This window comes from Colwellia sp. 6M3, assembly GCF_014077595.1.
Classification (GTDB): Bacteria; Pseudomonadota; Gammaproteobacteria; order Enterobacterales; family Alteromonadaceae; genus Cognaticolwellia.
In genome coordinates this window covers 1-13,603 of record NZ_JACGWF010000100.1, presented here as the reverse complement: position 1 = coordinate 13,603, position 13,603 = coordinate 1, and the positions used below count along the sequence as shown (strand labels likewise).

General features: G+C 37.7%; 12 protein-coding genes. 2 read left to right on the top strand and 10 right to left on the bottom strand.

Annotated features, from left to right (window positions below):
- Positions 1 to 143 precede the first annotated feature (143 nt).
- The 10 genes from H4J50_RS16365 to gyrA form a co-directional block, all read right to left on the bottom strand.
- Positions 144 to 446 (bottom strand): ComEA family DNA-binding protein, encoded by a 303-nt coding sequence (locus tag H4J50_RS16365; protein WP_182257376.1) that lies wholly within the window; start codon positions 444 to 446, stop codon positions 144 to 146.
- Positions 447 to 581: 135 nt separating this feature from the next.
- Positions 582 to 1,277, bottom strand: coding sequence for an orotidine-5'-phosphate decarboxylase (gene pyrF / locus H4J50_RS16360; protein WP_108456165.1), 696 nt, complete (start codon positions 1,275 to 1,277; stop codon positions 582 to 584).
- A 114-nt stretch (positions 1,278 to 1,391) separates the two neighbouring features.
- Positions 1,392 to 2,561, bottom strand: a complete 1,170-nt coding sequence (gene lapB / locus H4J50_RS16355; RefSeq protein ID WP_182257375.1) for a lipopolysaccharide assembly protein LapB — start codon at positions 2,559 to 2,561, stop codon at positions 1,392 to 1,394.
- A gap of 1 nt (position 2,562) precedes the next feature.
- On the bottom strand, positions 2,563 to 2,814 hold the full coding sequence (locus H4J50_RS16350; RefSeq protein ID WP_108456167.1) for a lipopolysaccharide assembly protein LapA domain-containing protein: 252 nt from the start codon (positions 2,812 to 2,814) through the stop codon (positions 2,563 to 2,565).
- A 70-nt stretch (positions 2,815 to 2,884) separates the two neighbouring features.
- On the bottom strand, positions 2,885 to 3,172 hold the full coding sequence (gene ihfB, locus H4J50_RS16345; RefSeq protein WP_077286743.1) for an integration host factor subunit beta: 288 nt from the start codon (positions 3,170 to 3,172) through the stop codon (positions 2,885 to 2,887).
- A 98-nt stretch (positions 3,173 to 3,270) separates the two neighbouring features.
- The gene (gene rpsA / locus H4J50_RS16340; RefSeq protein ID WP_085303692.1) at positions 3,271 to 4,938 is read right to left on the bottom strand and encodes a 30S ribosomal protein S1; all 1,668 of its coding nucleotides are present in this window, start codon (positions 4,936 to 4,938) and stop codon (positions 3,271 to 3,273) included.
- A 108-nt stretch (positions 4,939 to 5,046) separates the two neighbouring features.
- The gene (gene cmk, locus H4J50_RS16335) at positions 5,047 to 5,727 is read right to left on the bottom strand and encodes a (d)CMP kinase (protein WP_108456168.1); all 681 of its coding nucleotides are present in this window, start codon (positions 5,725 to 5,727) and stop codon (positions 5,047 to 5,049) included.
- A gap of 86 nt (positions 5,728 to 5,813) precedes the next feature.
- Positions 5,814 to 7,094, bottom strand: coding sequence for a 3-phosphoshikimate 1-carboxyvinyltransferase (gene aroA, locus H4J50_RS16330; RefSeq protein WP_108456169.1), 1,281 nt, complete (start codon positions 7,092 to 7,094; stop codon positions 5,814 to 5,816).
- A 1-nt stretch (position 7,095) separates the two neighbouring features.
- A complete protein-coding gene (gene serC / locus H4J50_RS16325; protein ID WP_182257374.1) occupies positions 7,096 to 8,181 on the bottom strand; it encodes a 3-phosphoserine/phosphohydroxythreonine transaminase in 1,086 nt (361 codons plus the stop codon).
- 268 nt (positions 8,182 to 8,449) lie between these two features.
- A complete protein-coding gene (gyrA, locus tag H4J50_RS16320; protein ID WP_182257373.1) occupies positions 8,450 to 11,179 on the bottom strand; it encodes a DNA topoisomerase (ATP-hydrolyzing) subunit A in 2,730 nt (909 codons plus the stop codon).
- Positions 11,180 to 11,655: 476 nt separating this feature from the next.
- On the opposite strand from gyrA, the gene ubiG reads away from it, so the two are divergent.
- Positions 11,656 to 12,363 (top strand): bifunctional 2-polyprenyl-6-hydroxyphenol methylase/3-demethylubiquinol 3-O-methyltransferase UbiG, encoded by a 708-nt coding sequence (gene ubiG, locus H4J50_RS16315; protein ID WP_182257372.1) that lies wholly within the window; start codon positions 11,656 to 11,658, stop codon positions 12,361 to 12,363.
- A gap of 81 nt (positions 12,364 to 12,444) precedes the next feature.
- A complete protein-coding gene (locus H4J50_RS16310; RefSeq protein ID WP_182257371.1) occupies positions 12,445 to 13,119 on the top strand; it encodes an HAD family hydrolase in 675 nt (224 codons plus the stop codon).
- Positions 13,120 to 13,603: the final 484 nt, after the last annotated feature.

Here is a 13,603-nt window from a genome sequence, read left to right as displayed (position 1 = left end):
ATTGACTGACGCTTTATAAATCTACTTTTTAAAGTAATAACCAATTAATTCAGGAAATAAAATTTATATTATTTCCTAGTTACACTTAATTCATGAAAAAAGTAGCAATGATTTACATAACTAATGTCGCAAAGCTACTAAGATTACAACTTAATTCTTCCTTTATTTAGTTGTAATGTATGCTCTCCCACGCCTTTAACATTAAGTAAATCATCAACAGAATTAAATTGTCCATTTGATTCACGATAAGCGACGATTGCTTTGGCTCTTTTTTCTCCAACACCTTTTAACAAAGCTAGGGTTTCAATATCAGCAAGATTGATATCAACCACATGAACTTCTGTAGTAGATACAACCGCTGCAACTTCGTCAAACCCAGCAGCACGCAGTGGCATTGATAATACTGTAAATAAAATTATAAGAGCGTAATAGATGTTATTTTTCATGTAACTTTCCTTCTAAATAGAGTTAATTTCCTTATAAGTGAATTATCGTAGATAATAATTCACTGCATTAGGTTTAGAAGTCTTGTCGAGATTTGTCAAATTAAGCGCATATAAAGTTCTATTTGCTAGTTGATCCTAACTAATTGAATGGTTAATTTCTTGTAATACGGCATGTGGGTTTGCAGCTTTGGTGATTGGTCGGCCAATAACTAAGTAATCAACACCAACATCTACGGCTTGACGAGGCGTCATAATGCGCTTTTGATCGTCTGCATTACTCCCTTCTGGGCGAATACCAGGTGTAACAAGCTTAAACTCTTTACCTAGCAGTTGTTTTAATGACTCCGCTTCCATTGCTGAACAAACTACGCCGTCTAAACCTGCTTGCTTAGTTAACGAAGCTAAGTGTTTTACGTGCTCAGCCGGAGACTTAGTTATGCCTATACCCGCAAGATCCTCTTCTCCCATACTCGTTAACACAGTAACCGCAATTAAAAGCGGTGCTTTGTCTCCGTAAGGTAATAAGGCTTCTTTTGCCTTTTCCATCATTTTAAGGCCACCAGAAGCATGTACATTAACCATCCACACTCCTAGTTCTGCAGAGGCAGCAACCGCCTTAGCAACCGTATTGGGAATATCATGAAATTTTAAATCAAGAAAAACATCAAAACCACGTTCTACCAGTGCTTTTACAAAATCAGGACCAAAATGAGTAAACATTTCTTTGCCAACTTTTAAGCGGCAATCACTCGGTTGAATTTTGTCTACGAAAGATAATGCCTCATCTTTGTTATCAAAATCTAAGGCTACGACAACTTTTGCATCTCTCATGCGCTTTTCCTCAATAATTAATTTTTAATAATACAACGCTCTTTGCGTCAAAAAGCCTGCAGAAAACAGGCTTTATATAATTTATTAATACAGCTATGTGATTATTTAGCTGAGTTATTCACCATCTAATCCACGAATAGGTTTCAACTGCTCCCAGTCATGACAAGAAGGACATGACCAATAGTGAGTACTTGAGTTAAAACCACAAGTTCTACAGCTATAGCGGTGCTTAACATTTAAGTAGGCTGTAACTAGCTCACGAATGACTTCAAGGTTATCTGCTGTATTTTCAGATTGGTTATCACCCATTTGCATTTTTACAAAATGTTTGAAACCACGAATGGTCGGTCGACGCTTTAACGCAGTTAATATAAAAGTTTTTGCGTGGCTGCCGCCTTTTGCTTGCTCAATATGAGATAAGTACTTAATTAACGCACTAGTACTACCCGTTTCTTCGTAAACTTTTCTAATAAATTTGAAAAACTCTTTCTCAGCATTAAGTGCCTGATAACAAGTAAACATTTTCTCAATTACGTCAGGAAAAAACTCTTTGTCTTGTTCATAGATAGCTTTGTAGCATTGGCATGCTTCTTCGTACTGTTGGTGGTTTTCATAAATTTGCGCCATCAACCAATTTGCACGAGAAGAGTTTGGATCATGACTTAAGGCATTATCTAGAAGCTCAATAACTTCGATAAATTCATCTTTAGCTAAAGCTATGGTCGCAAGTTCACAATAAAAATTTGCTAACGTGTGTAAAAGTTTGGTATCACGGGTTTTAGCAATGGCTTTTTTAAGTGCAATACCTTGCTTCCAGTCTTTGGTAGATTGATAAATCTGCATTAAAGAAGTTAAAGACTTTAAACCGTAGATTTTAGATTTTAATAACTTATGGAACATATCTTCAGCACGATCGTAAAGACCAGCACTGAGAAAATCTTTTGCAAGCTCAAACACAGCTTGTTGTTTCGCACTGTTAGGTAAGTGCTTTTGGCGTACTAAATGTTCATGTACTTTTAATGCTCTATCAAGCTCTCCACGGCGCCTAAAGAGGTTTGCCATGGCAAAGTGAGCTTCAACAGTATCATCTTCTACTTTCAATGCTTCAAGAAGATAGTCAATCGCTTTATCTTGTTGATTTGAAAATAAGTAATTTAGTCCTGTAGAGTATTTTATAGAGAGTTCTTGCGTTGCAGAATGATTGTTTTGTTTAACGCTGTTGCGCCCCATAAACCAACCGTACCCCATAGCAACAGGTAACAATAAGAATAATAATCCTAGCATACTAAGACTTCTTACTTGTTAACGTTTGATTTTTTTTATTGGGTTTAACCATACTCAATAGCTTCCAAAATAAAACAAATAATAAGCCTAGAACAAAACCGATTGCGGTAAATAGTCCAACGGCTGTGGCAACAGAGATATTTGTTTTTGCAATCAAATAATTTAGCGTAAGCATTTGATCATTTTGACTACCAAAAATAAACGCGACGGCAAGTAAAATAAGAAATAGTATAACGGTAATATAAAGACGCATAGTAGTTCATCCAAAGCAACACAAAAAAAAGGCATGCTCATAGCATGCCGTTTATTCATTAATTCTGCAATTACGCGATTGAAAGATTTACTCTTTCACGTAATTCTTTACCAGGTTTAAAATGTGGAACATATTTTCCGTCAAGTTCTACAGACTCGCCAGTTTTAGGATTCCGTCCTACGCGAGGAGCACGATAATGCAACGAAAAACTGCCAAAACCTCTAATTTCAATACGCTCACCTTTTGACAAGGTATGCGCCATCATTTCAAGAATTTCTTTAATAGCTTGTTCAACATCTTTCGCAGCTAAATGATTTAATTTATCTGCTAATCTTTCAATGAGTTCTGATTTGGTCATTTGACCTCCAGTGTTCACTATAGCTTCGCGCCATCGGATTTAAACATTTAAGAAGAACTGCTTAAATGCAGTTCTTCTTCACTTGGTATTGCTATGAATTAAAGTTTAGCGTTTTTAAACGCTTCAGCCATTGCACTTAGACCAGAATCTTCTTCTGGAGCTTGGTTCAATGTATCCATCGCTTCACGCTCGTCTGCTTGATCTTTAGCTTTGATTGATAAGCTGATAGTGCGGTTCTTACGATCAACACCAACAAACTTAGTTTCAACGCTGTCATCAACAGATAATTCAGTAGTCGCATCTTCAATACGTTCACGTGAAATATCAGCAACACGAAGGTAACCTTCAACGCCTTCGGCTAATTCAATTTTAGCGCCTTTAGCATCTACTTCAATAACCTTACCTGTAACAATAGCACCTTTTTTGTTATCTGCAAGGTATTGATTAAACGGATCATCTTCAGTTTGTTTAACACCTAAAGAAATACGTTCACGCTCAGGGTCAACTTGAAGTACTACAGCTGAGATTTCATCACCTTTCTTGTATTCACGAACAGCTTCTTCACCGCCAGCCCATGAAATGTCAGATAAGTGAACAAGACCGTCAATACCGCCGTCAAGACCAATAAAGATACCAAAGTCAGTGATTGACTTGATCTTACCTGATACTTTATCACCTTTGTTGAAGTTCTTAGCAAACTCTTCCCAAGGGTTCGGGATACATTGCTTAAGACCAAGAGAAATACGACGACGTTCTTCGTCAATCTCTAGAACCATAACTTCAACTGTGTCACCTAAGTTAACAACTTTAGATGGGTGGATGTTTTTGTTAGTCCAATCCATTTCAGAAACGTGAACAAGACCTTCAACGCCTTCTTGGATCTCAACGAAACAACCGTAGTCAGTTAAGTTAGTTACGCGACCTGTAAGCTTAGCGCCTTCAGGGTAACGTTTAGCGATAGCAACCCATGGATCTTCGCCTAACTGCTTCATACCTAATGAAACACGAGTACGTTCACGATCGAATTTCAATACTTTAACTTGAATTTCATCACCAACATTTACGATTTCGCTTGGGTGCTTAACACGTTTCCAAGCCATATCTGTAATGTGAAGTAGACCGTCAATGCCGCCTAAATCTACGAATGCACCGTAGTCAGTAAGGTTCTTAACAATACCTTTAACTTCAATGCCTTCAGCAAGAGAAGCAAGAAGTTCATCACGTTCAACACTGCTTTCTGATTCGATAACAGCACGACGAGATACAACAACGTTATTACGCTTTTGATCAAGCTTAATAACTTTAAATTCTAAATCTTTACCTTCAAGGTGAGTAGTGTCACGAATAGGACGTACATCTACTAATGAACCAGGTAAGAAAGCACGAATATTGCTAACTTCAACTGTGAAACCACCTTTAACTTTACCGTTGATAACACCGATAATAGTTTCTTTTTCTTCATAAGCTTTTTCAAGCACTTGCCATGCTTCATGACGTTTTGCGTCATCACGAGATAGAATAGTTTCACCGAAACCATCATCTGTAGCTTTAAGTGACACATCTACTTCATCACCAACAGACACTTCAACTTCACCCGTAAGGCTTTTGAATTGGTCAATTGAAATAACAGATTCAGATTTTAAGCCAGCGTCTACTAAAACGTTGTCTTTTGTGATGGCAACTACAGTCCCTTTGATGATTGAACCAGGGCGTGTTTCGATTGTTTTTAAACTTTCTTCAAAAAGTTGTGCAAAATTTTCAGTCATAACTTATATATAAACTCAGTTATTAATCCAGTCAACGTCATTGTTTCATGGGGTAATTAAATAATTGCCCAGTGCATCCGTACAGTAGGCATAAGGTTAATTTTCAGCTTACATTAATTTTTCATTACTAAATGAAAGGATTTTACCAACCACTTCTTCAATAGAAAGTTCAGTAGAATCAACAATTAATGCACCTTCTGCAGGGACAAGCGGCGCCACCTTGCGGTTTTGATCTCGCTCATCTCTTAGACGTATGTCATCCAAAAGGCGCCCGATTTTAACATCAAAGCCCTTGCCTTTCAACTGATTAAATCTTCTTTGTGCTCTTTCTTCTGCACTGGCCGTTAGAAAAACTTTAACGGGTGCATCAGCAAATACAACGGTACCCATGTCACGACCATCGGCAACTAAGCCAGGTGTAACCTTGAAAGCACGTTGGCGTCTCAATAATGCTTCTCGAACACGTGGAAACGCGGCTACTTTTGATGCTAGCGCACCAATTTCTTCTGTGCGTATGGCGTTTGAAACATCTTCGCCTTCTAAAATAACGCTACCTTCACCTACAGTAGATATTTGAAACTGAACATCAAGGTGTGCTGCTACTGGCAACAATGACTCTTCATCTTCAACACTAATATTGTGGTGTTGGGCTGCAACAGCTAAAACGCGATAAATTGCGCCACTATCCAATAAGTGCCAACCGAGTTGCTCTGCAACAATACGGGCTACTGTTCCTTTACCGGCACCACTAGGACCATCTATAGTGATGACTGGAATGCTTTCCTGCATTTATTTATCTCCTAAAGTCGAAAATCGGCGGCATTATACGGGATTTACAGTTCAAAATCGCGTTATAAATTATTATGTAACATTTTTTAAAATGAAACCGTCGATAACTTTTCAAAATAATCAGGAAATGTTTTAGCCGTACATTTTGGATCATTTATGGTTACCGGTGTGTCACTTAATGCAACAAGCGAAAAACACATAGCCACTCGATGATCATTATAAGTATCAATTTCTGCATGTTTCAAAACTGCTGGTGGGGTTATTGAAATATAATCTTCGCCCTCAACAACTTCAGCGCCGACTTTTCTTAACTCTGTTGCCATAGCCGTTAAACGGTCTGTTTCTTTCACTCGCCAATTGTAGATATTTCGAATGGTGGTTGTGCCAGTAGCAAAAAGCGCCGTTGTTGCAATAGTCATAGCAGCATCTGGAATATGGTTCATATCCATATCAACAGCGGTAAGTGGCTTACCAATGACCGTAATAGACTCGTCATTCCAAATAACTTCTGCGCCCATTTTCTCAAGTACATCAGCAAAGTGCTTATCACCCTGTACACTTAACTTACCAACCCCGTGAACCGTGATTTCTCCACCTTTAATTGCACCAGCAGCTAAGAAGTATGATGCAGACGATGCATCGCCCTCTACCATATATTTATCAACCGCTTGATAAGACTGATTGCCTTTAACAGTAAAAGATTGATAATCGTTATTTTCTACTGTGACACCAAATCTAGCCATAATATCTAACGTAATATCAATATAAGGCTTAGAAACTAATTCACCTTCAATCTCTATGTTAGTATCAGTTTTGAGTAATGGAGATACCATCAAAATAGCGGTTAAAAACTGACTTGAAATTGAACCATCAATGCTGACTGTACTGCCAGTTAGCTCTTTACCTTTAATTTTTACTGGCGGGTAATCTTTGTTTTCCATGTATTCAATATCTGCATTGAGCTGGGCTAATGCATCGACTAAATGACCAATAGGTCTTTCTTTCATTCTTGGCTCGCCAGTTAATACAAAGTCACCTTTGCTTGCGGCAAGTGCAGCACATAGTGGACGCATAGCGGTGCCCGCATTACCAAGATATAACTCCAGTGACTCGCTAGTATTAAAAAAGCCATTATTACCGATAACGGTGCACTCTGTGCCACATTCGCTTAAGGTAAATTGAACACCTAAAGTTTTTAGTGCCGCTAACATATAGTTAATGTCGTCACTGACTAACAAGTTGGTGATTTTAGTTTCACCCTTAGCAAGCGCTGCTATTAACAATGCACGATTAGATAAGCTCTTTGAACCTGGTAAGAATATTTCACCATTAATTTTATCAATCGGATCTAGTGTTAGTTGTTCCATGTTATTTAGCCTCTGCTGCAAATTTTTTCATAAAATCAATTAACGCTTGTACGCCCTCTATTGGCATAGCGTTATAAATACTGGCACGCATTCCGCCCACCATACGATGACCTTTAAGTGCAGTTAAACCTTGTGATTCAGCCTGCTTGACAAAATCAGCAGACAAACTGTCATCAGTTAACCAAAAAGGAATATTCATCAAACTTCTATTTGTGGGAACAATGGAGTTTGTATAAAAAGTGCTTTGATCAATATATTGATAAAGTAACTGTGCTTTTTGTTGATTAATATCCGCTATGGCACTAACACCACCTTTAGCGAGTAACCAGTCAAAAACTAACCCTGCTAAATACCATGCATACGTTGGAGGGGTGTTATACATTGAACCGTTATCAGCCAATACTTGGTAATTCATAATAGAAGGTGTATCTATATGAGCATTACCCAGCAAGTCATCACGCACAATAACTAGCGTTAAACCAGAAGGTCCAATATTTTTTTGCGCACCTGCGTAGATTAAACCAAACTTACTTACATCAAATTCACGGGATAAAATAGTTGATGACATATCTGCTATTAATGGAATATCACCGGTGTTAGGAACGTCAAAAATCTCGATTCCATCGACGGTTTCATTTGGGCAATAATGTACATAAGCAGCATCTTTACTCATCGGCCATTCAGTGCTGGCTTTTACGCTTTGAGTACCATTAATATTATCCACTACATTGATAACATTTATATTGCCATAATGGCTTGCCTCTTCAGCTGCTGACTTAGACCAAGCACCCGTTACGATATAATCGGCACATTTATTATCGCCTAATAGGTTTAACGCCACAGCAGAAAACTGACCGCGTCCACCGCCATGGCAAAATAATACTTTATAATTGTCTGGAATCGACATTAAGGTGCGTAAGTCGGCTTCGGCTTTATCCGCAACCGTAATAAACTCTTTACTTCGGTGACTCAATTCCATCACGGAGCTACCAGTACCGGCAAAATTCAAAAATTCATTTTGCGCTTTTTTCATCACATCAACAGGCAACATTGCAGGGCCTGCGCAAAAATTGTAAACAGTAGACATCTAATACTTCACCTTTCTTTAATTTATCTTATCGCCCGATAGTAATTAAAATGAGTAAACTCTTACGAGAAAAGTTAATCTCATTAATTAAATTTTATGCCTTGTATTGAAACAACGACTTTCGTTGTTTCAATGAAAATTTTAAGGTCACTAGCATACCTGTTTAATCGTTATCATCAATTCAAAAATCAACTTTGATATAACTTTTATATCAAATTTTACTCATAAAAAAAGGCGGTAATAACCGCCTTCCTTAAATTAATAACGGTTACTCTTGAGTATCGTCATTATCGAGTGCTGAATCTTCACCTTCACTCTCGCTAGATTCAGGTGTATCAACTTGCTCACCCTCTACTGCTTGAGTCAACATAGGCTCACCATTCTCGTCTAGTTCGTAAGTTTCAACTTCTTCAATTTCATCAATACGTTGTAAGGCAACAACATGTTCCCCTTCAATAGTACGAATAATACGAACACCTTGAGTATTACGACCAATAACGCTAACTTCGCCAACACGAGTACGAACTAGCGTACCGTTATCGGTGATCAACATTATTTCGTCTTGTTCTTCAACTTGAACTGCACCAACTACTGGCCCGTTACGTTCGCTTACTTTAATTGAAACAACACCTTTAGTCGCTCGACTTTTCGCAGGGTATTCATCCAACGCTGTGCGCTTACCGTAACCATTTTCAGTAATGGTTAATATTGGTCCATCGTTTTTCGGTACAATTAAAGATACAACCTTCTGATCGCCCTCTAACTTAATACCACGAACACCGGTACCTGTACGTCCAATAGGTTTTAAAGCCCATAATTGCTCACCCGTTTCTGGGTCAACTTTTATTTCGCCTGTTTCGCTGTCGCGTCTCTTTTCGTTAAAACGTACAACTTTACCTGCATCTGAGAACAACATAATGTCATTCTCACCATCGGTAATATCAACACCAATTAAGGTATCGTCATCACGCAAGTTTAAGGCAATAATACCGTTAGCTCGTTGGTTTTTATAAGCTGTTAAAGCAGTTTTCTTAACAGTACCAGAAGCAGTAGCCATGATTATAAATTTATCTTCTTCATATTCACGTACCGGTAAAATAGCAGTAATACGTTCACCCTCTTCAAGCGGTAAAATATTTACTATTGGTCGTCCACGTGCTGTTCTACTAGCTAAAGGTAACTGGAATACTTTCAACCAATAAAGTTTACCGCGGTCTGAGAAACATAAAATGGTATCGTGGGTATTAGCAATAAGTAAACGCTCAATGAAATCTTCTTCTTTCATCTTAGTTGCGGCTTTACCTTTACCACCACGTCGTTGTGCTTGGTAATCACTTAATATTTGATACTTAACATAACCTTCATGTGAAAGTGTAACCACTACATCTTCTTCAGTGATTAAGTCTTCCATTGATAAATCATGTGAAGCATTTGTAATTTCAGTACGACGCTCATCACCAAATTCATCACGAATAGCTTCCAGCTCTTCACGAATAACTTCCATTAAACGTGCAGGTGTCGCTAAAATATGAAGTAATTCAGCAATAACTTCTAATAATGCTTTGTATTCACTTAAGATTTTTTCGTGTTCTAGACCTGTTAACTTATGTAAACGTAAATCTAGAATAGCTTGCGCTTGTGGTGGTGTTAAGAAATATTGTCCATCACGAATACCAAACTCTTCTTCTACCCATTCAGGGCGAGCGGCATCATCACCAGCAGCAGCTAGCATGTCAGAAACCAGACCTAAGTCCCAACCTTGTGCGAGTAATTGCTCTTTCGCTTCACTAGGTGTTGGTGAGTTCTTAATTAACGCGATAATCGGGTCAATATTAGAAAGCGCTATCGACAAACCTTCAAGTAAATGCGCGCGTTCACGTGCTTTACGTAATTCAAAGATTGTTCTACGTGTTACTACTTCACGGCGATGCAATATAAAGGCATCAAGCATTTCACGTAAGCTGAATAATTTAGGTTGGCCGTTAGTTAATGCCACCATATTCAAACCAAACGAAACTTGCATTTGGGTAAGCTTATACAAGTTATTTAAAATAACCTCGCCTACTTCACCACGTTTCACTTCAATTACCATACGCATACCGTCTTTATCAGACTCATCACGTAAGGCAGAAATGCCTTCTAAGCGTTTTTCTTTTACCAAGTCAGCCATTTTTTCAATCAAACGGGCTTTGTTAACTTGATAAGGCAATTCGAACACTACAATTGTTTCTTTACCCGATTTTTCATCGACTTCAATTCTAGCGCGCGCACGAATTTTAATTTTACCACGACCGGTAAGATAAGCTTCTTGTATACCAGCACGACCACTGATAATACCCGCAGTTGGGAAATCAGGTCCTGGAATTAACTCTAAAAGCTCTTCAAAGCTTATATCGCCATTCTCTATTACCGCTAAACAGCCATTAATAACCTCTGTAAGGTTATGTGGTGGAATGTTTGTCGCCATACCAACGGCAATACCAGAAGTACCATTAACCAAAAGGTTAGGAATACGTGTTGGCATAACTGCTGGTATCATTTCCGTACCGTCGTAGTTAGGCACGTAATCAACAGTTTCTTTATCTAAGTCGGCTAAAATTGAATGAGCGATTTTCGACATTCTAATTTCGGTATAACGCATTGCTGCTGCTGAATCACCATCAACAGAACCAAAGTTACCTTGACCATCAACCAGCATATAGCGTAATGAGAAGTCTTGGGCCATACGTACAATTGTATCGTACACAGCCGTATCACCATGCGGGTGATACTTACCTATTACATCACCAACAACACGTGCTGACTTTTTATACGGCTTATTAAAGTCGTTACCTAAAACATTCATCGCAAAAAGTACGCGACGATGCACTGGTTTTAATCCATCACGCACATCTGGTAGTGCACGACCTACGATAACGCTCATTGCGTAATCTAAATAGGAGCTTTTTAGCTCATCCTCAATATTGACAGGAGCAATATTATTCGCCAAATCGGTCATAAATTGATGGTATCCCTTAACGTAAATCTAATTCAGAAAATTTCGAAATTATTATTTTTAATTAACACGGCATACTAGCATAAATATTTCTCATGCCCTACCGCTTTATTTTGCTTAATTCTGCCGTTAAAAAGCTAAAGTTTCAAGTAAATGCTAGATATAAAGTGTTTATACAATACAGATATGATTTAAAAGGTATTTGTTGAATTATTATTACATACAGATCAGCTTGATGTGGATAGCTGTATGCATTTTAATCACATGTCATTTTTAAGTGACAATTTAAGCTATCAACATCGTTTTATCGGTACTATTTAGTCAACATTAAACCAGTACTTTACGGTTATATAAATTGGCTCAAGCTATTTAAACAAAGATAAAAGCTTTATTTACAGTGAATTCATCTTGCTACTAGGCTTGTCGTAAATATTGGTTTAGAATCTGAAATATAAGTAAACCAACAATGATAAATATCTATGTCTAACAACTTAAATGTTAACCCCGACGAAATTGCAAAGTTTGAACAAGTTGCCAGCCAATGGTGGGAACTAGATGGTGATTTTAAGCCATTACATCAAATAAACCCGCTTCGCCGTCAGTTTATTTGTCAGCATGTTGGCGATATATTTGCTAAAAAAATAATTGATGTTGGTTGCGGAGGTGGAATTTTAGCTGAAAGCTTAGCGCAACTTGGTGCAGAAGTTACCGGGATAGACATGGGCCAAGAGCCGTTAAATGTTGCCAAGCTACATGCTTTGGAAACAGGTGTTAATGTTGACTATCAAAAAATAACTGCAGAAGAAAAAGCTCAGCAGCAACCACAACATTATGATGTAGTTACCTGTATGGAAATGCTAGAACATGTGCCTGATCCTGAATCAATCATCAGTGCCTGTGCACAAATGGTTAAGCCAGGTGGTTTTGTTTTTTTCTCAACATTGAATAAATCTTTGAAAGCTTATTTACTGGCTATCGTGGCTGCAGAGAAAATATTCAAATTGGTACCCGATGGAACACATGATCATAAAAGCTTTATTCGCCCCTCAACGTTAATTGCTTGGGCTGAGTCATTTGACTTAAAATGTATTGATGCTGCTGGTATTCATTATAATCCTTTTACTGAAAATCATAAGTTAATCTCATCATTAGATGTTAACTATATTCTTTGTTGTCAACGCGTTTAATCTTTAATAGCCATCATCGCGTTGACAAACTGTTCTCAACGCGAACATCCCTTCAAGTCAACCTTAATCCAAAGAGATACTATGCTTTCAACTCATAACACCAAAAATATAGCCAGCGTACTTTTTGACCTAGACGGTACATTATTAGATACAGCAGATGATTTAGGCGCTGCTTTAAATCATGTGTTATCGCAGTACGGTAAACCACAAGTGGCAGCACAAGATTATCGACCTATCGCATCAGATGGTGCTTTAGGCTTACTAAATCTTGGCTTTGGTGATGCTATAAAGCAGTACGATTATGAAGTACTACGTAAACAATTCCTCGATTACTACCAAGAAAATATTGCCGTGCATACTTGCCTTTATTCAGGGGTAGCAGAATTACTACAGCATTTAGAAACTAATGAAATACCTTGGGGGATTGTCACCAACAAACCTGAAGGGCTAACTAAACTGCTATTGCCACACTACCCTGAATTTAGTCAATGTGCTGTTATGGTTGCGGGTGACACGTTAACAAAACGCAAGCCTGATCCAGCGCCAATTTTATATGCCTGCAAACAAATGAGTGTTGATCATCAGCAATGCTTTTATGTTGGAGACGCTTTACGTGATATTCAAGCTGGCAATAGTGCAAAAATGACCACTTTTGTTGCCCAGTGGGGATATATTCTCAGTGATGAAAATTGTCAATCGTGGCAGGCTGATCACATAATTGCTGCACCGTTAGATTTAATTTCCTTTATTGGCTAAAGAAGCTATTAAGTTTGAGCACATCTGGATAATGTTCAAATTAACTATAAAGTAAAAATATTGGTAAAAAGTACATCTCAGGCGGTTATCTGGACAAAAAAACGTCAATTATCAGATTTTCTTTATAAAAGCAGTTTAAGACCCCATCGCCGCCTGAATATCATGCTTATTTCTGCACTCGTACTAAAGATAAACATAATGCGTTGATAAAATAATCACTCGTCAATTCATGTGTTCAATAATCAAACCAAAAACACAAGCTACTGATAAATAACGTCATTATATTTTTTATTACCTTTAGTCATATAAAACACAAAAATTAACTTAAAATAATTTAGTGCTAAAAAATAAATGAAAATAACCGTTGCGTTTTACAAAAACCAAAATCAAAAAGCACTACTAAGTTAGTTGTTACTAACAGAACTTTTACTCTAAAAAAATCAACCTAAAAACGATAATTTATATCGCTTGCATTGTAGTGCAA

Bases quoted from the DNA above. Each gene is read 5' to 3' on its own strand.
- H4J50_RS16365 (WP_182257376.1), bottom strand. From the start codon at position 446: ATGAAAAATAACATCTATTACGCTCTTATAATTTTATTTACAGTATTA.
- pyrF (WP_108456165.1), bottom strand. From the start codon at position 1,277: ATGAGAGATGCAAAAGTTGTCGTAGCCTTAGATTTTGATAACAAAGAT.
- lapB (WP_182257375.1), bottom strand. From the start codon at position 2,561: ATGCTAGGATTATTATTCTTATTGTTACCTGTTGCTATGGGGTACGGT.
- H4J50_RS16350 (WP_108456167.1), bottom strand. From the start codon at position 2,814: ATGCGTCTTTATATTACCGTTATACTATTTCTTATTTTACTTGCCGTC.
- ihfB (WP_077286743.1), bottom strand. From the start codon at position 3,172: ATGACCAAATCAGAACTCATTGAAAGATTAGCAGATAAATTAAATCAT.
- rpsA (WP_085303692.1), bottom strand. From the start codon at position 4,938: ATGACTGAAAATTTTGCACAACTTTTTGAAGAAAGTTTAAAAACAATC.
- cmk (WP_108456168.1), bottom strand. From the start codon at position 5,727: ATGCAGGAAAGCATTCCAGTCATCACTATAGATGGTCCTAGTGGTGCC.
- aroA (WP_108456169.1), bottom strand. From the start codon at position 7,094: ATGGAACAACTAACACTAGATCCGATTGATAAAATTAATGGTGAAATA.
- serC (WP_182257374.1), bottom strand. From the start codon at position 8,181: ATGTCTACTGTTTACAATTTTTGCGCAGGCCCTGCAATGTTGCCTGTT.
- gyrA (WP_182257373.1), bottom strand. From the start codon at position 11,179: ATGACCGATTTGGCGAATAATATTGCTCCTGTCAATATTGAGGATGAG.
- ubiG (WP_182257372.1), top strand. From the start codon at position 11,656: ATGTCTAACAACTTAAATGTTAACCCCGACGAAATTGCAAAGTTTGAA.
- H4J50_RS16310 (WP_182257371.1), top strand. From the start codon at position 12,445: ATGCTTTCAACTCATAACACCAAAAATATAGCCAGCGTACTTTTTGAC.